20 protein-coding genes and 1 pseudogene are annotated in these 23,151 nt (G+C 38.5%); 15 read left to right on the top strand and 6 right to left on the bottom strand.

From position 1 onward, the window contains the following. The first annotated feature begins 75 nt into the window (after positions 1-75). The 3 genes and pseudogenes from KTI78_RS09770 (at position 76) to KTI78_RS09760 (ending at position 1,366) form a co-directional block, all read left to right on the top strand. Positions 76-699, top strand: a complete 624-nt coding sequence (locus KTI78_RS09770; protein WP_002120398.1) for a LysE family translocator — start codon at positions 76-78, stop codon at positions 697-699. 162 nt (positions 700-861) lie between these two features. Continuing rightward, the gene (locus tag KTI78_RS09765) at positions 862-1,050 is read left to right on the top strand and encodes an NF038215 family lipoprotein (protein WP_262445972.1); all 189 of its coding nucleotides are present in this window, start codon (positions 862-864) and stop codon (positions 1,048-1,050) included. Beyond that, positions 1,031-1,366 (top strand): annotated as a pseudogene (locus KTI78_RS09760) (calcium-binding protein). The gene KTI78_RS09765 and the pseudogene KTI78_RS09760 overlap by 20 nt, the downstream one beginning before the upstream one ends. An 88-nt stretch (positions 1,367-1,454) precedes the next feature. Here the strand turns inward: KTI78_RS09760 and metG are convergent. After that, the gene (metG, locus tag KTI78_RS09755) at positions 1,455-3,518 is read right to left on the bottom strand and encodes a methionine--tRNA ligase (protein ID WP_262446041.1); all 2,064 of its coding nucleotides are present in this window, start codon (positions 3,516-3,518) and stop codon (positions 1,455-1,457) included. A 285-nt stretch (positions 3,519-3,803) separates the two neighbouring features. On the opposite strand from metG, the gene KTI78_RS09750 reads away from it, so the two are divergent. From KTI78_RS09750 to KTI78_RS09740, 3 genes are all read left to right on the top strand, one after another. Next, on the top strand, positions 3,804-4,304 hold the full coding sequence (locus KTI78_RS09750; RefSeq protein WP_239967472.1) for a hypothetical protein: 501 nt from the start codon (positions 3,804-3,806) through the stop codon (positions 4,302-4,304). A 145-nt stretch (positions 4,305-4,449) separates the two neighbouring features. After that, positions 4,450-5,640, top strand: coding sequence for an iron-sulfur cluster carrier protein ApbC (gene apbC, locus KTI78_RS09745; protein WP_262445969.1), 1,191 nt, complete (start codon positions 4,450-4,452; stop codon positions 5,638-5,640). 146 nt (positions 5,641-5,786) lie between these two features. After that, entirely contained in the window at positions 5,787-6,659 is an 873-nt protein-coding gene (locus KTI78_RS09740; protein ID WP_016142074.1) for a 5'-methylthioadenosine/S-adenosylhomocysteine nucleosidase, read from the top strand. Positions 6,660-6,691: 32 nt separating this feature from the next. Here KTI78_RS09740 and KTI78_RS09735 read toward each other — a convergent pair whose 3' ends face one another. Next, complete coding sequence (locus KTI78_RS09735) at positions 6,692-7,258, bottom strand: DUF2062 domain-containing protein (protein ID WP_025470372.1); 567 nt, start codon at positions 7,256-7,258, stop codon at positions 6,692-6,694. Positions 7,259-7,619: 361 nt separating this feature from the next. Between KTI78_RS09735 and KTI78_RS09730 the strand changes: the two genes are divergently transcribed. The 7 genes from KTI78_RS09730 (at position 7,620) to KTI78_RS09700 (ending at position 17,172) form a co-directional block, all read left to right on the top strand. After that, positions 7,620-8,213 carry a LysE family translocator gene (locus tag KTI78_RS09730; RefSeq protein WP_016142072.1) on the top strand — a complete coding sequence of 198 codons (594 nt, stop codon included), beginning with the start codon at positions 7,620-7,622 and terminating at the stop codon, positions 8,211-8,213. Positions 8,214-8,328: 115 nt separating this feature from the next. After that, on the top strand, positions 8,329-8,898 hold the full coding sequence (gene dcd, locus KTI78_RS09725) for a dCTP deaminase (RefSeq protein ID WP_003653416.1): 570 nt from the start codon (positions 8,329-8,331) through the stop codon (positions 8,896-8,898). Between the two features lie 303 nt (positions 8,899-9,201). Next, positions 9,202-10,551: a hypothetical protein gene (locus tag KTI78_RS09720; protein ID WP_016142071.1), complete on the top strand. Its 1,350-nt coding sequence runs from the start codon at positions 9,202-9,204 to the stop codon at positions 10,549-10,551. A gap of 227 nt (positions 10,552-10,778) precedes the next feature. Continuing rightward, positions 10,779-12,872 carry a hypothetical protein gene (locus KTI78_RS09715; protein ID WP_224993291.1) on the top strand — a complete coding sequence of 698 codons (2,094 nt, stop codon included), beginning with the start codon at positions 10,779-10,781 and terminating at the stop codon, positions 12,870-12,872. 15 nt (positions 12,873-12,887) lie between these two features. Next, positions 12,888-13,613, top strand: coding sequence for a DUF6160 family protein (locus tag KTI78_RS09710; RefSeq protein WP_262445964.1), 726 nt, complete (start codon positions 12,888-12,890; stop codon positions 13,611-13,613). Between the two features lie 32 nt (positions 13,614-13,645). Beyond that, entirely contained in the window at positions 13,646-16,057 is a 2,412-nt protein-coding gene (locus tag KTI78_RS09705) for a DUF6160 family protein (protein ID WP_262445962.1), read from the top strand. 161 nt (positions 16,058-16,218) lie between these two features. Beyond that, entirely contained in the window at positions 16,219-17,172 is a 954-nt protein-coding gene (locus KTI78_RS09700; protein ID WP_262445960.1) for a DUF6160 family protein, read from the top strand. A gap of 78 nt (positions 17,173-17,250) precedes the next feature. Here KTI78_RS09700 and KTI78_RS09695 read toward each other — a convergent pair whose 3' ends face one another. Together KTI78_RS09695 and KTI78_RS09690 are read right to left on the bottom strand one after the other, a co-directional pair. Beyond that, positions 17,251-18,195, bottom strand: a complete 945-nt coding sequence (locus KTI78_RS09695; RefSeq protein ID WP_016142066.1) for a tRNA dihydrouridine synthase — start codon at positions 18,193-18,195, stop codon at positions 17,251-17,253. An 84-nt stretch (positions 18,196-18,279) separates the two neighbouring features. Then, positions 18,280-19,089 carry an inner membrane protein YpjD gene (locus KTI78_RS09690; protein WP_262445958.1) on the bottom strand — a complete coding sequence of 270 codons (810 nt, stop codon included), beginning with the start codon at positions 19,087-19,089 and terminating at the stop codon, positions 18,280-18,282. 140 nt (positions 19,090-19,229) lie between these two features. Here KTI78_RS09690 and ffh point away from each other — a divergent pair, with 140 nt between their 5' ends. Then, entirely contained in the window at positions 19,230-20,642 is a 1,413-nt protein-coding gene (ffh, locus tag KTI78_RS09685; RefSeq protein WP_016142064.1) for a signal recognition particle protein, read from the top strand. 49 nt (positions 20,643-20,691) lie between these two features. Here the strand turns inward: ffh and KTI78_RS09680 are convergent, their stop codons facing one another. Together KTI78_RS09680 and KTI78_RS09675 are read right to left on the bottom strand one after the other, a co-directional pair. Then, positions 20,692-21,426, bottom strand: coding sequence for a pantothenate kinase (locus KTI78_RS09680; RefSeq protein ID WP_262445955.1), 735 nt, complete (start codon positions 21,424-21,426; stop codon positions 20,692-20,694). 15 nt (positions 21,427-21,441) lie between these two features. Beyond that, positions 21,442-22,194, bottom strand: coding sequence for a biotin--[acetyl-CoA-carboxylase] ligase (locus KTI78_RS09675; RefSeq protein WP_262445953.1), 753 nt, complete (start codon positions 22,192-22,194; stop codon positions 21,442-21,444). Positions 22,195-22,224: 30 nt separating this feature from the next. Between KTI78_RS09675 and KTI78_RS09670 the strand changes: the two genes are divergently transcribed. After that, entirely contained in the window at positions 22,225-23,028 is an 804-nt protein-coding gene (locus KTI78_RS09670) for a sulfite exporter TauE/SafE family protein (protein WP_224993281.1), read from the top strand. The last annotated feature ends 123 nt before the right edge of the window (positions 23,029-23,151 follow it).

The following is a 23,151-nucleotide window of genomic DNA, read 5'->3' as shown; positions in this document are numbered from 1 at the left end:
TATCTTCGCTATTTTTATATGCGTCATAAAAAGCTGTTAGAATAGCGCGCAATTGCATGATGCTAGGTCAATACAATGTTTGAGTCCCTTATTCCTCTTTTTTCAATTGCTATGGCATTGATGCTTGGAGCAATAAGCCCTGGGCCAAGCTTTATTTATGTAGCGCAAAATTCAATTTCTAAATCACGTAAACACGGTTTGTTTACAGCATTAGGAACGGGGACTGGCGCAGCTCTTTTTGGTCTATTAGCCGTTATGGGATTACAAGCAGTTTTGTTGGCGGTACCTTCTGCTTATTTAATTTTAAAAATTGGTGGTGGACTTTATTTGCTTTGGCTAGCTTTTAAAATTATTAAACATGCCAAAGAACCTATTGCGATGGAAAACGACGGTAAATCGAAAATGACTTATAAACAAGCATATCGATATGGCTTAATTACCCAGTTAAGTAATCCAAAAATCGCTGTTGTATTAGCCAGTGTATTTACTGCCTTGTTGCCAAAAGAAATCCCAAATTATTACTACGTCGCATTACCAGTGATTTGTTTTATGATTGATGCTGGTTGGTACTCATGTGTGGCAATGCTGTTATCTTCAGAAAAACCTAGAAAAATGTATTTGAAAGCAAAAACCGGCGTTGATCGAGTTGCTGGGAGTATTGTTACTCTACTAGGTTTAAAGCTTATCTTTTTCAAGTAAATAAAGTTTAATTAAAATATCTAAAAGATAAAAAGCCAGACCATTAAAGTCTGGCTTTATTTTTGCGTAAAATATATACAAATTAAAATATCTTTTTCGGCATTTAAACGTTTAAAAAGTGGTAACTTAATAAATAAAACAAAAAGAAATGAGGATCACGTTATGAAAAAACTAATGGTGAGCATTTCTGTAGTTTTTCTCATCTTAACTACAGGATGTGAAATGAGAACGATGAGCAAGCAGCAACCAGCAAATGAACGGAGCATGAGTATTGTTGGTACACCTGTGCACGAAAAAGACTATAAGATTTCCGACTTACAAGCCAATAATCGTGAGCAATCCAATTATTAAGTTATTGGTAGGGTATATCATTTATTGCATTTTTAATGTGGTAAGTGCTTGCGAACCTGCCTCTTTAGATTGGGAGTTTTTTTAGGAAAAATACGATGTAAATCATGGCGGTATGTATATCCTAAAAGAATTTCAAAGGGTTGAGGATTTCTATCCGTACAACTGGCCGAGCGATAAACGCTTTCAAGGTGAAAACAAGCAAACAGAGCTATTTAATTATTTGGATGAAAATAAGAATAGTTATTTAATAAATGAGGAATTAGGAAACATACATGTTTTGTTTAATAATCCTTGTGAAGGGTGGCCATGGTCGTAATTTAAAATTGTTTATTCATGCTTGTTTAAAACTTAGATATTTAAAATAAAAAAGCTCCCAATTTAGGGAGCTTTTTTATGAATCTAGATTAAGAAACTTTATCGCCAGGTTTTGCACCGCTATCTGGAGAAATAATGAAAATACCTTCACCATTTCCAGCAGCAAGTACCATACCGTTTGAAATACCAAAACGCATTTTACGTGGTGCGAGGTTAGCAACCATCACCACTAATTTGCCTTTGAGGTCTTCTGGTGCGTATTGACTACGGATACCGCTGAATACATTGCGTGGTTCAGCTTCACCAACGTCTAAAGTAAGTTGAAGTAACTTATCTGAACCTTCAACTGTACCTGCTTCAACAACCTGAGCAACACGTAAGTCAACTTTTAAGAAGTCTTCAATACCGATAATTTCAGCTTCACCCACTGCTGGAGTAGGGGCTGCTTTTTTCTCGGCAGATTTCTCTTTTTTCGCTGCTTTAGTTGCTTGTGGAGCAGGAGTACCTAAAGACTCTTTAGAAGCATCAACCATAGCTGCAACAGCTTTTGGATCAACACGCTGCATAAGAGGTTGGAACTGCGCAATTTCATGGCTTAAAAGTACTTGTTTACGTGACTCGAAATCGAAGCTTTCAAGTTTTAAGAAATCTTGAACTTGCTGAGCTAAAGTTGGCAGAACTGGAGCTAAGTACACAGCTAATTGACGGAATAAGTTGATACCAACCGAACATACATCAAGAACTTGTTGTTCTTGACCTTCTTGTTTAGCAAGTGCCCAAGGCTTTTTCTCGTCAATATATTGGTTTGCACGGTCAGCTAGCGCCATAATTTCACGAATAGCTGTAGAGAATTCACGTGCTTCATAAGCAGCCGCAATTGAATCACCTGCATCAATAAAACTTTGTACTAAGTCGGATTCTGCACAGTCAGCAGATAAAGTATTGTTAAAGTTGCTATTGATGAACTTCGCACAGCGGCTAGCAATATTGACAACTTTACCCACTAAGTCTGAATTTACTTTTTGAACAAAATCATCAAGGTTCAAGTCAGAGTCTTCAACTTTATCTGAAAGCTTAGAAGCAAAGTAATAGCGTAAATATTCTGGGTTTAAATGCTGTAAGTAAGTCTCAGCCTTAATGAAAGTACCGCGTGACTTAGACATTTTTTGGCCATTTACAGTCAAGAAACCGTTTACAAACAAGCCAGTTGGAGTGCGGTAGTTCGCGCCTTCAAGCATTGCAGGCCAGAATAAAGCATGGAAATAAACAATGTCTTTACCAATAAAGTGATAAACATCGTTTTGGCTATCTTTTTTCCAGAAATCATCAAAGTTTAAATCTGGGCGTTTAGTTTTGATGTAGTTTTCAAAACTAGACATATAACCGATTGGGGCATCTACCCAAACATAGAAATATTTATTCGGTGCATCTGGAATTTCAAAACCAAAATAAGGAGCATCACGGGAAATATCCCAGTCTGCTAAACCGGCTTCAAACCATTCATCAAGTTTGTTTGCAATCGAAACTGGTAAGCGTCCTTCATCACGGGTCCATTTCTGCAAATATTCAGCGAAGTTAGGAAGTTTAAAGAAGTAGTGATCTGATGATTTTTCAACTGGTGTTGCACCACTTAAAGTCGAACGAGGGTTAAGTAACTCGGTCGCATTATAAGTTGTACCGCAGACTTCACATGAGTCGCCGTATTGATCTTCTGACTTACATTTTGGGCACGTACCCTTAATGAAACGGTCAGATAAGAACATACCTTTTTCTGGGTCAAATAATTGAGTTACAGGACGAACTGCAATATTTCCAGCTTCACGGTTCTTAATATAGATATCTGTTGAACGTGCTTTGTTGGCATCGCTATGTGTAGAATCGTAATGATCGAAATGTACGCCAAAACCGTCAAAATCACGAATGTGTTCTTTTTGAACATTCGCAATTTGTTCTTCTGGGCTAATACCATTTGCTTCGGCACGTAGCATGATGGCAGTACCGTGAGCATCATCCGCACATACATAAGTCACATCATGACCCATTGCTCGCATGGCACGAACCCAGATATCTGCCTGGATGTAACCGAGTAAATGACCCATATGAATTGGACCATTAGCATAAGGGAGGGCATTAGTGACTAAAATTTTACGCACGGATTTCATTCTCTCATTCGTATTTATAAGGTGGAAGATTTTAACTGATGCACGGAGATAAGCAAAGATTAATAATCTTGGGCTTGGCGTAAGAGGTTTCGACTAAAATAGATTTTTGCTCAGAAATGTTTCTCTTTAGAACAGATAAACAAATCAAAAAATATTTGAATCTTCCTGTATTGTCTTTGTTTCAAATTGCAGTTACGGTCAGAAAATAAGCCATAACGATGTATAACTAATAACTTATTCAAGTAATTTTTTTAATTAACTATGAGGATAACAACGATGACTACTGAAAATAAATTAGACGAATTAAAGGCAAAAGCGGCTGATGCAAAAGTACAAGGTGAAAAAGCTTTGGATGATTTAAAAGAAAATGTAAAAGAGAAGCAAGCTGCTGGTAAAGAAGCAGTTGAGGATAAAGTAGACCAATTAAAGGCAAAAGCAGCCGATGCAAAAGTACAAGGTGAAAAAGCTTTGGACGATTTAAAGGAAAATGTAAAAGAGAAGCAAGCTTCTGGTAAAGAGGCTCTTGAAGATAAAGCAAACGACTTGAAAGGCAAACTTGAGGATGCTCAGCATACTCTACAAGACAAGTTTGATCATTTACGTACAGAGGCAGCCCATAAACTTGACGATGCTAAAGCCAAAGCTGCGGAATTAAAGGAAGAAGCTGCTACCAAATTGGATGAGTTGAAAACTCAAGCAACGGCAAAACTGGATGAGTTAAAGAAAACGGCAACCGATAAATTAAACAAGCTAAAGAATCATGATTCTGCTGAATAAGCTGATTTAAACTAAAATCCGTACTCCTTACCTAAAAGATGAGATGTGAAGTTAGTAATTATTCATCCCAAGGTGAGCGAGTGCGGAGCAATACTGTTACACTATCTCCATTAAGCTGTAATGATCTGTTTTTGGAGTAAACAATATGTCTTGGCTTTCTTCATTAAAGTCCGTTTTTTCACCCGCACAAGAAGTGAAAGAAGATGAAATCCAAACCGTACTCCAGAATTATTTATTACCGCATTCAAAAGATGCTTTAAAAGATCGGATTAGTCAGCTCCAAGTTCAGGGTCGTGTGTTACAACTTACTATTAATACATTTCCTGATGAAAAAGAGCATTTGCAGCAAATCCATGATGACTTAGCTGGTGCATTAGAAAAGTGTGGTATAGAAGAACTTAACTTACACGTAGTTCAACAAAAGCGTCCTGCACAAGAAAGTTCAAACTTGCCTCCTGTACTTGATGCTTCACCTAAATCAGAACCTGATCCAAATAATCCACCGATTCAAAAAGCTGCTCCGCAACAGAGAGATGTTCCACTTCACCCTCGCATTAAGAATGTTATTTTAGTTTCATCAGGAAAGGGCGGTGTTGGTAAATCGACAACTACTGTCAATTTAGCACTTGCCTTGCAAAAAATGGGACTTAAAGTTGGGGTATTGGATGCTGATATTTATGGCCCAAGTATTCCGACAATGCTAGGCAATGCAGGTAAAACGCCACTTATTGAAAGTGAAAATTTTGTACCGTTAGATGCTTACGGTATGGCTGTACTTTCTATTGGGCATCTCACTGGCGATAACAACACACCTGTTGCATGGCGTGGACCAAAGGCAACCGGTGCTCTAATGCAATTGTTTAATCAAACACTTTGGCCAGATTTAGATGTGCTCATGATTGATATGCCACCGGGTACTGGTGATATTCAACTGACGCTTGCACAGCGTATTCCAGTGACTGGCTCAATCATCGTGACTACGCCACAAAATGTTGCTTTATTAGATGCGACCAAAGGAATTGAGTTATTTAATAAAGTTGGCATTCCGGTATTAGGTGTTGTTGAGAACATGTCGACTCATATTTGCTCAAACTGTGGGCATGAAGAGCAAATTTTTGGTATCGGTGGTGGTGATAAGCTTTCCGAGCAATACCATATTCCATTGCTAGGCCGTTTGCCTTTAAATGCTCAAATACGTGAACATGCGGATCAGGGCAAACCGAGTGTGGTGGTAATGGATGACGCAGCTGATAGCTATATCGATATTGCTAAAGCGGTGTGGCAACAGATTGAGAAAGTTCCTCAGCGTGCACGTGATGATAAGCGTATTTTCTAATTTATTAAAACCCGGCTTTAAGTCGGGTTTTTTATCATCTGATTAAAAGAAAAATTTAAATTACTGAAACCTAATAACAAAGCTAAACTTGTAATTGGCATGTACATTGCTACTTTACGCTTCTTTTTCAAAGAAACAGGTGAAAAATGCAATTTAAATGTGCTTTTGGCGTAATCAGTTTATGTAGCGCTTTATTTTTAGTGGGATGTAATGATGACAACTCATCTGTCTCACAAACACCAACCGTTCAGGAACAAAAACAGAAATTACAGCCGATCATTATTCAGGGTGCTTTGCCAGTAGAATCGGAAAGAATGGCTTCAAAATTGGAGAATAAGACTGTTGAAGAAATCGGTGGGTGGAAATTCTGGAAGGGTACCTATAACGGATATCCAGTGATTATATCTAAAACCCGTATGGGGATGAGTAACTCAGCTGCTGCGACGGCTTTAGCTATTGAACGTTATAAACCGATTGCGATTATTAATCAGGGAACAGCAGGTGGACACGACCCAGATCTACATGTTTACGATATTGTTTTAGGAAAATATGCAACCAATATTGGAGCATTTAGAACGCCTAAACAGCCAGTAGGTGCTGGTTCAGACTCACTCACATGGAATGAGGCTTTTGATGTTTTGCCAACAGATGAATCTGATCCAGAACCTATTGCAATACGCAAATTTGAAGGTGACCAAGAGTTATTAATGGCGGCCCATAAAGTTCGTTATGATAAAGGCGAAGTGGTTGAAGGAACGATTGGTTCAGCAGATGTTTGGAATAATGAGCTAGACCGTATTCAATTTTTCCATCAGCGTTATGGCACTTCTGTTGAGGAAATGGAAGCAGCTTCTGTTGCACAAATCGCAAGCCAGTTTAATGTTCCTTTCCTCGGTATTCGAATCTTATCTAATAATATTACCAATAATGGAGCTTATGACCCAGGTACGGGAGAGGCTTGCCAAGAGTATGTACTTAATGTGGCTGAAGAGTATATGAAATCAAAACTATCAAAATGATGATTTAAACTTATGCAAGAAGAGAGGAGTTTTTATAAAACCTCTTCTTGCTTTTTACGACGATGTCTACTTTTCCAGTTTTTTATGACCATCCAACGCCAGAAAATTTCTGTGCATATATATAAAATAACGGCAAATACAAAAGCTTCTACGACTAGACCTGTCATCAAGATTTTCGCAAGACTAAAATCAATATGACCATGGCCGAAATGAGTGATCCAGCGAGAAATTTGATGCAATACACCCAGTAGCATTTCCTTGTTGATCATATGCACATGAAAAATATGCGCACCAAACCAAAAACCAATATATAGAATCGGAACTAGAGTAAGAGGATTACTTAACCAAGCGAGCATTAAGCTAATGGGTAAATTTACTTCGAATAGTAAGACCGCCATCACAATAAATACACTGTGAAAAGGAATAGGGAGTAAACCAAAAAAAGTTCCGACAAAAACAGCTCGGGTAATCGATTTTCGATTGATATACCAAAGCACAGGATTAAGGGTCTTTTGACCAAAAATCCTTAGAAATTTCATATTCGAAACTTTCTCGGGGGAGGGAAGCCAAGATTGAAAAAAGTGCTTTGCCATAATCATTAAGGTAGTAGAGCGCGGTGCTCTATATAAAAAATCAGAAATAATATAAGAATTGAAACTTATTAAAAGCTTAAAATTTAAACTTACCATTACTATATATTTTTTATTATAAAGACTTTTGATGGAAAAATAGACTTAAAATAAAAATACTTATGTTACTTAATGCGTAATCTATTTGAAAAGCATCACAACTGACCGTAAAGTTTTCTTCTTTACTTTTTGAAATAATTTTATAAATATTTGTTTTTATAAATTTTATTGAGATGATAAAAATAATTTTAAAAATTTTGTCTTACAATTACCTTTTGCCTTGTAACAGGATATCTATTAATCTGAGATGACTATATTGTGAGGTCATTCAATGATTTCATGGCTTTTTATTGGCTTAGTAGCCACAATTTTACTTACTCCTGGTCCAACCAATACACTACTCGCTTCTTCGGGCGTGCAAGTGGGTTTAAGGAAGTCAGTAAAACTTATTCCAGCAGAAGTTTTGGGTTACGTGATCTCTATTTCTGCATGGGGAATGTTGATTGGAAAAGTGTCTAGCACACTACCAATGCTGCCGCCTATTCTAAAGCTATTGAGTGCTTGTTATATTATTTTCTTAGCCATTAAGTTATGGCATACGGCAAATCAAGAAGTTGAATTAAATCAGCCTACGATTCGTGCTCGTGAATTATTCTGTGCAACTTTATTAAATCCCAAAGCCTTACTCTTTGCTTCAGCTATTTTTCCGGTAGCTGCATGGAGTAATTTTCATATTTATTTAATTCATATGATGGCTTATTTAGCACTTATTACCCCAATTGCATTGTTCTGGATCTTCTTGGGATCGGTTTTAGCATCTAAGAAAGTGGGTTGGTTAAATCAAACTAATTTACAAAGAACGGCCTCTCTTGTTTTGGTCAGCTTTTCAATTCCAATTAGTTATTCTGCTTTACTGAACCTTTAAATGTACAGCTGAGCTATTCTTATCGAGAAGAGTAGCTCAAGCGTTGTTTTCATAATTGCTTTTTTACGTTAAAGTACGTCGCAATCAATGAAATTACCTTTTGGATAGAAAATACATGGCTATTAAGTCTGATCGTTGGATTCGCGAGATGAGCGAAAAACACGGCATGATTGAACCTTATGCAGAGAATCAAGTCCGTTTTGATGAAAATGGTGAAAAGTTGATTTCCTACGGGGTCTCTAGCTATGGTTATGATGTACGCTGTGCCCGTGAATTTAAGGTTTTTACAAACGTACATTCTGCAATTGTTGATCCAAAGAATTTTGATGACAAAAGTTTTATCGATATTGAATCTGACGTTTGTATTATTCCACCAAACTCATTTGCTCTAGCGCGTACAATTGAATATTTCCGTATTCCTCGCAATGTGTTGACCGTTTGTTTAGGCAAGTCGACCTATGCTCGCTGCGGTATTATTGTAAATGTGACTCCCTTAGAACCTGAATGGGAAGGTCACGTTACTTTAGAATTCTCAAATACGACTAATTTACCTGCACGTATTTATGCAGGGGAAGGCGTAGCGCAAATGCTATTCTTTGAAAGTGATGAAGTATGTGAAACCTCTTATAAAGACCGTGGTGGTAAATACCAAGGCCAAACAGGTGTTACTCTTCCTAAAACATAATTTTCTTAGCTGAATAATAGTTTTAATAATGATGGGTCACTGAGGTGGCCCAATTTTATATATAAAATTTTTACGAGAAGCGTTTATCGGAATTATGATAAACGACAGTTTTCTTTTGTAAAAAATGATATAAAATGATCAATGATTGATTTGTTTTTTGCTCTGTATCACAGAATTTAAAAGCAAATAGAGTAGATATAGGCTCTCTTTGATAATGTTTAGTTAAATACATAATCAAATGTAGATAGGCCAAATAAAAAGAAATTAAACAGGATTATGCCCCCACGGATACGGAGGTCGGCCATGCGACAGTTTACGTCTCTTCGAGTAGCACTCTTAACACTCGGAAGCTTATGCTTTTCTTCAGCTTATGCTGCTTCGACATTAGTTCCTATGTCAGATTCGGAACTATCAGCAACTCGGGGCCAAGCCTTGATGAGTATGTCTTATATTGCACCTAATGATTCTGCAAATCTGGAAAAATTGCGTGATAGCAATAGTAATGTAGGATTTTATAAATTAGGTTTAGAGGCCGAGTTAGAAATTAATGCCAATGTTCGTAAACTACAGTTAGGTTGTGGTGGGGTAAATGGTGCAGGCGGCTGTGATATTGATTTTGATAATGTTAGTTTAAGTGGTATAGCAGATACACGCGAGGGCCGGGTGGCAAGCGATGCTAAACTGACAAATCCTTTTTTCGAATTGGCAATAAAAAACCCAAATAGTGCATCAACTCGTGAAGTAGCTGGTATTCGCTTGAGTGCTGAAGCAGTTGAGGGGCTTTTAACTATTGGTTCAGAAAACTCAGCTACACCAAATGGTATTAATAGTTTAAGTGGTTATATGGTAGTAGCACCCCAAGTTGGTGCGGCGACTGTTGAGGCTGCACGCATTACCCAAACAGGTAGTCCTGCTTGTGGCGTCTATCCATCTCCTGCGGGTTGTGGTGTTAATCAGGCAATTACAGGTAAAGCTAGAGGTGAAATTGCATTGGGAGCAGGATTTAATCTTGATTTCCAGACTAAATCTTATGATATAACACTGTCTCCTACACAAAAAGCACAGTTATCATTACCACAATCAATCGTATCCGGACAACGGATGAGCAGTGTAAATTTATTAGCCTCTGCTATAGTCAATGGGATTGACTTGTCGGGTACATTGGCAGCTGATGTTGATATCCTTGGGGGAATTACGTTAAATGGTAATCTTCGCGGGACCATTAATAATTTACCTGTAACAGTGCCGTTGTTAGAAAATTTAGGTTATATCCATAAAATTAATTTGAGTGGTAGTCCATTATCATTATCGATGCAGGGACAGGATATACGTTGGCCTGGAACAGTATCAACAGCAATGCGTGGTTGGTGGCTAGAGTTATCAAATCCAATAGATATTGGTCGAATTGACCCGACTAATAGTGTCGTTATTAAAACAGATACTATTAGAGATGCCCTTACTGAGGTGAGCAAAGAATTAACCCAGAATCCATTAAACTGTGGTTTCTTGGCTGTAAATTGTATTGGTGGTGATTTTAATGTTGGGACAAGGGATTTATCAAACGCGAGACCAGCAGTACTAGAATTACAGAATTTACAATTGGCTAATCAGTCTTTTGCTCCAAACTGCTACGGAAGTTTAAAGTTCTGCTAAGTATGAATATGTAGTTTAAATTTTGCATTCATCGGAAAAGTAAGTTTTTAAGCTCTTTTTTTTGCATTCGTGCAAATATTGCGCATAATGGAAATGTGGAAGGGTTGGCAATATCTATTTAGATTTGCCTTCTAGTCTAGGGGGAAAAGGAAAAATTCACCTAGCATCAAGGATTGTTAAAGAAAAATAAATATGGTGCGCGGCATCGTATAAACAGGAAGGTCAAGATGACTACACTTAATTATACGGTAAGGTTTCAAAAAACCGTTTTGGCAAGTTTAATCGGGCTTTGTATAAGCCAGCCAAGTTTTGCTCTTGAAGAACTTTCTGATGCAGGTTTAAGTGAAACCACTGGTGAAGGTATCGCTATTTTGCCTCAAAATACTTATATGGTATTTCGTGGGGCTGGAGCGAATGAAACTACAAACCAAATTTTAACCGACCGCACTAAAGATACGGGTTATATCAATTATGTGCCTGTAGGTCCATTAAGTATGACTTCGGCAGACACCAATAAAAACGGTTCGGTTGATTCAGGTGACCGTGCAGTGGGTAAAGCTGATATTTATCTTTATGGCTTAGCTCTTTCTAAATCTGATAATAATACTAACACCCGTATTGCTTCTACTGATGCGGCTGCCGCAATTTCAAGTTGGGGTACAGCTGTTAACCCTTGGATATTTAAAGTTGCCACTGAAAATTCAGTGCCGAATTTTAGTGCAAATAACTGTACAGGTGCGACTGATCCTACTTGTCAATTAACCTATCTAGCTTTGGAAGCGCCTTTATATGAGATTGGAACAAAAGATACGGCGGGTATAGATGCTTATAAGTTGAAGCTAGGTCTATGGTCCGATATCTTCGTTCGAAATCCGAATAAAATAAATGGGGCAGCAGATCAATTTAATTATGGCGACTCAAATGGTTTAATTGGTACAAGTACTGATGCAACACGGGCAAATCGTCTTCGTCTACAGGGGATTTGGAATAATTTTAGTCTAAATGGTAGTCGTTTACAGGTATTTCAAACTTTAGGTGGAGCCACAACTAGTGGAGGCATGAGCCCTTTTTATAATAATACTTTGGGGATTGCTGGAGTTATACGTTTGAATAGCGGGGACAGCAAGGATGTTAAGGCTATTACTACGAGTTCTCTAACAGAGGGATCTACTACTTCTCCGTGGACTCTTATTCATGCAGGCGCCAATTCAACATTAAGTACAAGCACAACAGGTGATTGTAATAATGGCGGAACAGGAAGTTTTGGTACCTCAGCGGGATGTCGGTATTATGTAGAAAAACGTACACGTACAGATAGTAAAACCGCCACAAAAACGTGGGATGCTTCAGGTTTATCGAATGCTGGAGTTTTACGTTTGAGTACACGTGAAACGAGCGATAGTGGAAATCTTATTACACCTGCAATTAATGGTGGCGTAGCACCTACTTTTGATGCTAACGAGGGTGTTTACCTTTATAACCCAAATATTAATCTTGTATTAGGTACTTTATATCAGCCTTTGATTTTAGGTTCTGATGGTAAAAACTTTAGTTTAGAAATTGCCCGTATTGCGAATAAGCCAGAAATTTATAAACAAATTTATACGGACTATAGCGGTGCGGATACTTCTTATAAAGGCTCAACTTGTAATGTTTATCAATGTGGTAACCAACTAACTTTAGGCGGTAAAAATTACCAAGGCTATAATGCGACACACAGTAGTATTACCATTGGTACTGCCTTTAGTGAGGATGGTGGAAAAACTCTAAGAGCTTCAACAGATGAAGGAGCAGTGGGTATTTCGTTTGGTAAGTTAAATTCTGGGACGGTTTCACGAACAACTTCTTCAAATCAGATGACTGAAGTGCATTATAAACAACGTGGAGTAAATACTCAGACGTGGGTTCAGTCTTATAGTTGTACTCTATTTATTTGTGGTGCTGGTACAACAGGATATTTATATCAGTGGGAATATAACAATGGTTCTACACCTTGGGCAATTTTAGCTCCAACAACAAAGCCTGCTGATGCTACCTGCTCTACAACTATTGGTTGTAGTAGCACTTCTGGAACTACGCCTATGTATGGTTCAATAGCAAACCGTGTTTGGGCAAACTCGTCAGCTGTTTGGTTAACCGCAGCAAATAACGAAGTAAATAATTTAATTGGCGCTAATAATGGAATGACAGGTACAACTTTTCCAACATTAAATCAGGCGCCAACACCTGTTATAAATTCTAGCCCAATAAATAATTTAGGTTCAGCTGTCATTGATGGTGTATTAATTCAACACCTTAAATTAACAACTAAAGGCCTATAAGAGGAGGAGCGTAATATGAAAAAAATAAGTACCTTAATCCTCGCTCTTTGTGCAACCGTCACTCATGCAGAGCTACAAACTTTAGATAATGATGCATTACAGGCCATAAATGGCCAAGCAGGTGCTGATTTATCTTTAATGCTCAATTTAAACCAGACGGCTAACGGTGTATTTGACAACGGTAGTGGAGGTGTCTGTGAAAACGTAGAGTTCTGTCATATTGGTTTAGCAATTAACAAACGTTTTGTACAGGCAGATCCGTCGAAACCAAGTGGTTGGGCTGAAAATAGTGATAGTGGCAATAAACTTTGGCTTGTATTTAAAGGTGTACAAGGTACTTTAAATATTCAAAAAATGGGTTTGGATGGTGCTGATTTAAAGTATTTGGATAAAAACAATACTGAAATGATTAAGCCTGCTATTCAACTGAGTTTTAGTGCAGCACAGCCAATTTTAATTCGTAACTTTGGTTTTAATGCTTTATCAATTGAGCAAGATAACTTTACCAGCTCAACAACAGCGCAAGGGTCGAGCGCAAATATGTATGATTATGCATATTTCAAAAAGCCAACTTATGCAGCGACTGCTAATAGTGCGAACCAGCAAGTTGCTACAGCGACACCATCGGCATATGACCATGGACGTGAAACTGGTTTTATGGGCTTGATGATGAATGGGAACTTGGCTATTCAAGGAAAAGTCATGGTCTTTAGCTGTGATGGCAGCCATCCTCGTTGTTAAGGGTTAATGTAGATTTCAAAGGAACTGAAGTGATGAAAAAAAATAAAGAAAATCACAGCTCAAAGTTTATTTTAAATGCATTAACAACCAGCATGTTGTTAGTGAGCGGACATGTTTTTGCTTTAGAAGCTTTAACAGATGCTGATTTGAGTGCTGTTAATGGACAAGATGGAATTTCGATTCAAACGACGTTCAATGAAATCAATATTGATAATGCTTACTGGGATGACCATGCCGGTACATCTAGCAGTGCTGATCAGGTCTTAAGAGCACAAGCGGGCGGGATAAAAGTTCAAAAAAGTAATGCATCTAGTCAACCTTTAAGTACAAATTATCGGTTAGATGTAGGGAGCAATCCAACTACGGGTAAAACTGGACTCGACTTTTCTATGCAAAGCAGTCCATCACTCATTACTGTAAATAGTTTTAAAGTATGTAATAACTCTGCTACTTGCTCACCGACAATGGGGCAGTTGGCTATTCAAACAACTTCTCCACTAAATTTGGCACTTACCACCCAAGACGGTCTATTTAACGCAAATAGTCAGTCCAGCATGACGCTCGGTATTAATAATGCCAATATTTATCTAGGTCAAGTGGATGCGCGCAGCCAGTTGAATCAATTAATTTTAAGAAATTTTAACTTTAATTTTGTTGGTAAAGGGGCAATGTTGATTGACCCAACTCGTGGCGTAGTTTTACAGACAAATACTGGAACTAATGTCGCTAGCGTAGGGCAAACACCGAATAGTACCTATGGCTATGTTGATTTTAACCGTGTAGCAGATTCAGCTTCTGGTTTAACCGCAGGTACATATGTAGATAGCAGTGGGAAAGTAACTAATTCAGGCCTGAATATTGAGGTCATGCTAAGTTCCAATGTCGATAAAACTAATCCTTATGCTTTAGATGCAACCAATAGTCCACAAAATGCGAAAGGTTTGATTCGTTTAGGTGCTAGCGGACGTATGGTAAATAGTTATTTACAAGTCCGTGGTATTGATGGTACGTCAGATACAACAATATTAGGTACAGCAAATACCGCTTCGGGTACCAGTTCAAGTAATAGCATTTTAGGTAATTCTGGAATTGCCTTTCGTATGAAAGGTGAGTTCACTAAAGATAATGACTCAATGCTAGGTTCAGATGGTAAAGCAACCACGTTAGAAATAGGTGGAGCAGGTCTGAATGCTTATGGTTTCGAATTTGGTAATTTAACAGGTCTTAACTCAGCTACCCGCGGATATTTCGACAGCGGAAATATTTATTTAAATCTCGCTGATACAAAAACATTATTAATGCCAAACAACGCGACTTTAAATGCAATTCGTTTAGGATCGGGCACTTTAACGACAGCTGCTGATTATCAGCATAATATTCACCGTGATACGGTGACTAATCCATTTAGTTTAATTCTTGCGATGCGTGGAGCAGAGTTTCAGGCATTTTCAAGACGCGGTCGTTTTACGACAAGTGCAAATGTCGCGGCTGCCAATCAGTTTGCGGACAATGGTGCAAATAACCAGTGGGGCTTAGCCTTACCTTTTTATAACTTAAATGCTAATGCTGCTGTATATGGTTTAGATGCACCTGCAAATAGTGCTTATTACTATACCAAAGATGCAAATGGTAAGCCTGTTCGAAATGTTGTGGCGACCTCTGGAACGACTTCACGTTTAGGTATCGGTATTGCTGCTGGAACTACGGGACGTGATGCGACTGGAACCAAAACAACCTCAATTTTATTAATTGATGGTTCTCCAAATGCTAATAATGGCGGTAGTCCTACTGATTATTACATGGGATTACGTAATATCGATATGTTCGTTAAAGGCAATGGAAGTATCGGTTTGGAAAATGGCAGTCTCAATATTAGTTTAAAAGAGATGCTACTTGCTTTATCAACAGAAATTGCAGCAGGTTATTTACCGGGAGCTAAATATAAAACTTGTCCAGCGACAGGTTCCTGTACTTCACCTATTGATAATTTTGCCAAAAATAATGATGTCTTATTTGGTTTAAAACTACGCTTAGGTGGTGATCTTAACTTATCGATTGTGCCAAATAGTTCAATTGCAGATGGTAGTGCTTTAACTGTACTCGGCGATTTTACAATGCCTGCGACCGCAACTGGAAATACGGTTCAAATTAGTGATCCGATTGATGGTTCTGCAATTGGTTTTGATAATATTACCGGAAAGCTAGCGTTTAATACTGCTTTGGTTGTGGGTAAAGATACAGCAAGTGGTTTAGGTAAAGTTGGCGTAAATACGGCGGTTTATTTTAACCCTGATAAGAGTATTGACGGCGCATTACGTGTTAAAGATATTAATTTCTATCCGCCTTCAACAGGGGCTGGAGCACGTTTAGGTGAGCTTGCAATTACTGGTGGACGTTTAAATAGTAGCTTTAGTATTGTGCCTAGAAATGGCGCCTTTAACTAATTCAAGTAAGCAGCGTTAATCGCTGCTTTTTTATATAAATTTTATTTTAGTGTGATTGAATTTGCATTCGTCGGGTTATAGGGATAATTGCTTTGTAGTTGAATATTATTCTGATAGTCTGAACAAATAATAAACGTTTGTCTCTTAAGGATTAGAGCGACATGAAGAATAAGAATATAGGGTTCTGGCTGCTACTTGCCAGTAGTTCAAGTGTTTTTGCAATGCAGCCTTTGGATGACCAAAGCCTTGCGGCAGCGACGGGCCAAAATGGTTTAACCTTAGGTATTCAAGCTGATAGTGTTAAATTTAATCAAGTCGCGCTCATTGATACTAATGGTATTGCTTCAACGTCTTATAACAGTAAGGCTGGTTTTGTCATTGCCGGAAACTCTACTAATCCGGTTCCTGGTATAGAGTTTATTAAAGCTGCCGTATCTGGTAATCCTTCTTTTAATATTGCAATCGATGCCGACGCGGGTGGTGGGAATCCGTTTTTAAATTTAGCTATATCGATGGGGAATGATGTAAACGGTATTCGACTTTTACCTTTCTCAGTTTATTTGGCTCCAAGCGCATCTTTATCTAGTCCATCCGATTACGCACTAACGAGCTATGCACCCAAATCAATTTTTAGTTCGGGAACGACAGTGAATACGGGTGTAAAAGAAATTATTCGTTCTAGTGGAAATCTGGATATTAACTTTGTATCAACCAATAAACCCCGTTTAAATATTCAACTTGGCCATGCTGCGCAGTCCGTCATGGTTAAATTTGGTGGGGCAATTCAATCTATTTGTTCTGCTACCGCGGGTTGTCCAATTACTTTAGTGTCCGATAATACAGGTGCAACATTTGGATTTAAATTTGCTGGAACAAATACCTCAACCGGTTTTGTATTAGATGGTTTTTATGCAGGTGTTGATTCAACTGGATTAACTTTTGGAAATACAGGCGCATCTAGTAAATTTGATGCTTCACTTAACAATGTCACTTTAGGAAATATAGGGAGCCAAAATACAACAACGTTTAATAATTTACCTAATGGCTCAATGGGGAGTTTTGGTGTCACTGGTGTTTCTGTAACTGACTTTAAAATGAAAGTAAGCGGCTTTTAAAAAAGAATAATAGCTTAACCTGAAATACAAGAGGGCGACTATGAAAATAATCGCCCTCTTTTTTATAGCTATACCGAGTTAAATATTGTCTGATCTGGTGTGTTCTAATTGTTGAACAATTTCCTCTAAAGCTTTAATACGTTTCACTTGATCCCATAATTCTTTTGCTTGTGGATAGGCTTTGGTCATCATACCTAGCCATTGCTTATAACGACCTACCATTCCAATTTCTGTTTTTGCCTGACCGTTTAAAAATCGAATTTGTAAGTCAACGAGTTGTTCCCAAGTAAATAGTGCTTCATCCATATTTTGGCGAATACATTGGGTTAAATCTGGAGTAGTCACCGCACCACGGCCAATCATGAGGTCTTCACACCCAGATTGTTGCTGGCAAGCCCTAGCATCAGCATTGGTCCAAATTTCACCGTTAGCAATGACATTAATTTTCAAAGCCTCTTTAATAGGCAGAATTTTTTCCCAATAAGCGGGTGGCGTATAGCCATCTGCTTTAGTTCGAGCGTGTACGGTTAACCAGCTTGCACCGGCATCTTCAACCGCATGAGCATTTTCCATGGTGTGGTTTTCATCGAGATAACCTAAACGCATTTTTGCTGAAACAGGGATGTGCGCAGGTACTGCATCTCGAACAGCTTTAATGAGCAGATGTACTACATCTGGTTCATCAAGAAGTACTGAACCACCACGATGTCGATTAACTGTTTTTGCAGGACAACCGAAATTAAGGTCGATTGCGGGTGCACCTAATTCAACAACTTTTGCTGCATTTGCTGCCAGCATATCTGGGTTGTTCCCTAAGAACTGAACATGAACAGGTGTACCAGCTGCTGTTTTACCGTCATTTTTTAATTCTGGGCAAAAACTATAGTAAATATGGTCTGGCAAAATACTGTCTGTAACGCGAATAAACTCGGTCACACACCAGTCGAAATCACCAACAGATGTGAGTGTATCCCGCATGATCGGGTCAGTTAAACCTTCCATTGGAGCGAGTATGAGTTTCACAGTCTGTGTCACCTGAGTAAAACGAAAACAGCGTTATACGGTATATGTATAACGCTGTCTAGTATCGATTAAATTTTAATTTATCTAGCGACCCAAGATCATCTCGAGTACAAATTTACTACCGATAAATCCAATCGCCAAAAGCACAAAACCGATTAAAGTAAAGCGAATCGCTTTTTGACCTCGCCATCCGAGTTTGTAATGGCCGATCAATAATGAGCCATAGATAAACCAAGAAATAATACTAAATACGGTTTTATGAGCGAGATGCTGAGCAAAGAAGCTATCAATTGTTAAAAAACCAAATGCAAGCGCAATCGTTAATAAAATGAAACCAGTAATAATCAGATCAAATAGTAAAGATTCCATTGCCTGAATCGGCGGGAGTAAATTGACCCAGAAACGTTTTTTTTGTTTCTTTTTGAGTTCACGATTTTGGAACCATATTAAGATCGCATGTATGGTTGCCATCAGTAAAACTGCATAGGCCGAAAGTGAAAGAATAATATGAGTATCAAGACCTAACGAATGTTGCTCAATAAATTGATCTGGTCGGCTAAAGGCAAAACCTAAAATAAGACCAATGGCCGCTACAGGAATGCCTAATAAATTTAACGGTACAATCGGACGAAAAGTACTAAAAATTAAACTTAACAACAACATAAGCCATGATGTAAAAGATACTAAATTAAAGACATCATAGTTAATTCCGGCTGGAGTCAGCATGCCATGGCATAAAACTGTACCGTGCAGTAAGAGTGCCAATATCACGACAAATGCAAATAACCATGGGTTTGGTTCACGTTTTGACATTAAACGAATAAACAGATACCAGAAAGAAGTGGTATATGCGATGAGTGCCAAAATTGTGTAAACCAAGGGGAGGCTAATCATGTCAAACCTTTTTCAGGATTAATTCATCTATATAAGATATAAATTCGCTGCGAACTAAAGTATCCTATAGCATTCTATGCATAAATTTTCTATTTCGAGAAAGATTTTTTTGCAACTAGCCATTTTAAGCGGATTTTGCAATGTTTGATACCTTAACAGAACGACTCACACAGAGTTTAAGAAATGTTACTGGCTCAGGGCAGCTGACCGAAGACAATATTAAAGATACCTTACGTGAAGTACGTATGGCACTTCTTGAAGCCGATGTCGCGTTACCTGTAACTCGTGAATTTATCGCGAAAGTTAAGGAAGAGGCATTGGGCCAAGAAGTGATGACTCAGTTATCACCAGGCCAGGCATTTGTAAAAATTGTTTATGACGAACTCACCAAGATGATGGGTGAGGCGAATGAAACACTTGATTTAAGTGCGAAACCTCCTGTTGTAGTGTTACTTGCTGGTTTACAAGGTGCAGGTAAAACAACAACTGCTGCCAAGTTGGCACGTTTCTTAAAAGAACGTCAAAAGAAAAAAGTAATGACTGTTTCTGCTGACGTTTACCGTCCGGCAGCAATTAAACAGTTAGAAACTGTTTCAAATGAAGTTGGCGCAGGCTTTATTCCTTCAGATCCTTCTGAAAAGCCAATCGATATCGTTAATCGTGCAATTGAACAGGCAAAAATCCAGTTTGCTGATGTGTTGATTGTCGATACGGCAGGTCGTTTACATGTCGATGAAGACATGATGGACGAAATTAAAGAATTGCATGCAGCAGTTAAGCCGACTGAAACCTTGTTTGTGGTTGATGCCATGACAGGTCAGGATGCTGCCAATACAGCAAAAGCATTCAATGATGCTTTAGCACTTACAGGTGTAATTCTTACTAAAACTGATGGTGATGCACGTGGTGGTGCTGCGCTTTCTGTGCGTGCCATTACTGGTAAGCCAATCAAGTTCTTGGGTATGGGTGAGAAGCTTGATGCTTTAGAACCATTCCATCCTGACCGTGTTGCTCAACGTATTTTAGGTATGGGTGACGTACTTTCTTTAGTCGAAGAAGTTGAACGCAAAATCGACAAAGAAAAAGCCGAAAAAATGGCGAAAAAATTGCAAAAAGGCGGTAGCTTCAACTTTGAAGATATGCTGATGCAATTTGAACAAATGAAAAAAATGGGTGGCATGATGGGCTTCTTAGATAAGTTGCCTGGCATGAGCGGTGCAGGAATTCAACAAGCGATTGAGCAAGCGAACCCTGAAAAACAAGTCAAGAAGATGGAAGCTATTATCCAGTCAATGACTGTTAAAGAGCGCCGTAATCCAGACTTGATGAACCCAAGTCGTAAAAAACGTATTGCGGCAGGTTGCGGTATGGATGTTGCTGAAGTGAACAAACTTATTAAGCAACAAGCGCAAATGGCTAAAATGATGAAGAAATTTGCGAATCCATCTGGCATGAGCAAAATGATGCGTTCATTAGGCAATATGCAAAAGCAATTCGGCGGCGGTGGCGGCGGAATGGGACCACTCTTTGGTAACAATGACCAAAAGAAATAAATCCATAAAATAAAAGGCGCATATAGCGCCTTTTATTTTGTTCTGTATTTTAGTCTTTAGGATAATGCGCAATATATTGTTGTAATCCTTTGAGCAAAAGATCGGTTTCTACAACAGGATCATATTTTTGTAAGAATTTGGCAAAAAGTGGAGCATCGCCACCAGTCAGCAGCAGCTTTTTGGGAGATTGCTGCATAATATTTTCGATGGTACTAATGAGGCCTAATAAAATACCGTGGTGTACTGCATCAACGGTGTTATTGCCTGGGTTTAGGTTATCGAAAGCTGAGTCTGGAATTTTAATGCCCTTTGTATTTTGAATCAGAGCATCTCGCTGCAAATATAAATTAGGAAGAATGTAGCCTCCTAAATGTTGTTTACCTTGCGTTAGGTCAATTGTGAGCGCTGTACCACAACCAATAATGCAATAGTTTTCATCTGCTTGAGCTACAGCTAAGACTTGTAACCAGCGGTCAATACCGAGCTGACTCGGTATTTCATAACCACACTGTAAGCCTGCATATTCTGAATGAACTTTGGCAAAGATCACAGGAATTTCAAGCCATTTTAAAATCTGCTGAATACGTTGGTTGTTTTCAGTATCGAGTACCGATGAAATTCCAATTCGATGTAGACCTTGATGTTTAAAGTGTTGGATTAATCCCAGTAATAAATCGGCAGGAGACTGTAAATGTAGCTCGGCTGCATGCTCAATAGTTTGCTGATTTTCAGTAATCCAGTATTTTAAACGAGTGTTTCCGATATCAAGCCATAAACTTTTCATGGAGAAAACACCTATTTACTGAGTGGTCTGTGGTCTTAAACGACCTTGATAAAACTGCTGTGGTTCTGGTGTTTCAATAATTACCGCACCTTCATTGGAAATCCCCACAAAACGACCATGTACCAGTCCTTGACTATGTTCGAACTGAACTAACTGGTTGATCCATGCCGCATGATGGTTAAAACGTCCTGCCAAATTGTAGCAACCATGATCAAACCAGCGAGCAGCATTTTGAATTGCAACATAAAGCTCTGAAATTAACTCAAGACGACTCATTTGCTCTAAGCCTAAATCTTCTAGAGAGGTAATCGGTTGATCGCTATCTGTCACTGGTGGTGTTTTTAAATTAATGCCCACACCCACAATAGCCTGATGCTGAGAAAGAGGTTCAACTAAAATTCCACCCCATTTCCCTTGAATACTATATAAATCGTTTGGCCATTTCACTTGCAGGTTTAAAGGTTGTAACTGCGGTATTTGTAGAATATTTAGAGCAACTTCAAGTGCTAAGCGACCATCTAAGGGTGTTCGAGTTTGCACCAATGTGCTTAAATAAATGTTTCCTTCAGGTGAAATCCATTGCCGTTGATGTTGGCCTCGCCCTTGAGTTTGTTGAGCACTGCAAACCAAGCCTGTTGTAATGCCTTTTTGGGCAATTTCACGAATATCATCATTGGTCGAAGTTGTGGTTGCTTTTAATAAAACCACTTCTGGAAGCTGGTTTTTTGCGCTTAAAAGTTGTTGTAGTTGGCGAGTCTCTAAATCCATGTTGAATATGAGCAGAGTGGTAAAACATTTATGGAGTTAATCATATATTTACTCATTGGCGCAATTGCTGGTTTTACTGCCGGATTGTTTGGGGTGGGCGGTGGACTAATTATTGTACCAATCCTCTATGTGGTTTTTACCCAACTAAACTATGACCCAGCGGTAATCATGCATATTGCAGTAGGAACATCGCTTGCAACGATTATCGTAACGTCTTTTAGTTCGGTTTCGGCTCATCATAAAAAGGGTGCGGTACTTTGGCCTGTTTTTCGTAATTTAGCGCCTGGGTTAGTGATCGGCTCATTTTTAGGCGCAGGTATTGCCGACTTGATGTCTGGTCAGCATTTGCAACTTCTTATTGGTGTTTTTGCAGTTTTTATGGCTTATCGGATGTTTAAAGGAGCACATGTCGTTGTTGACCCAACACGTCAGCTTCCTTCAACACCTATGCAATTTATGGCGGGTGGCGGCATTGGCATTGCCTCTGCAATTTTTGGAATTGGGGGCGGTAGCTTAACTGTGCCATATTTAAATCGTCATGGCGTGGTAATGCAAAAAGCAGTTGCGACTTCTGCTGCTTGCGGTTTACCAATCGCAGTTGCAGGAGCGATTGGATTTATGTGGTTTGGTGCGAAAGAACAAATTTCAGTGCCTAATACGATCGGTTATGTACATATCTATGCTTTTATTGGCATTAGTATCATGAGTTTTGTCACAGCGAAGCTTGGAGCAAAGGTTGCTCATGCACTATCACCGCAAATGTTAAAAAAATGCTTTGCTTGTTTGTTAGTCGTGGTCGGCAGTTATTTTGTTTATAAAGGTATTATGCACTAGAAACTAACTTATTAGATTTAGTAAGAAGATTATGGAATAGCTTGAATTTTTAGAAATTTGAGCTTTTTTTATTAATAAAATATAAGAATATTCGAAGCTTTTATTCATCTGATTTTAGTATTG

Source organism: Acinetobacter sp. WU_MDCI_Abxe161, from assembly GCF_025514355.1.
GTDB classification, from domain to species: domain Bacteria; phylum Pseudomonadota; class Gammaproteobacteria; order Pseudomonadales; family Moraxellaceae; genus Acinetobacter; species Acinetobacter pittii_E.
The sequence above is the reverse complement of the archived record's forward strand: the minus strand, read 5'-3'. Positions and strand labels throughout refer to the sequence as shown.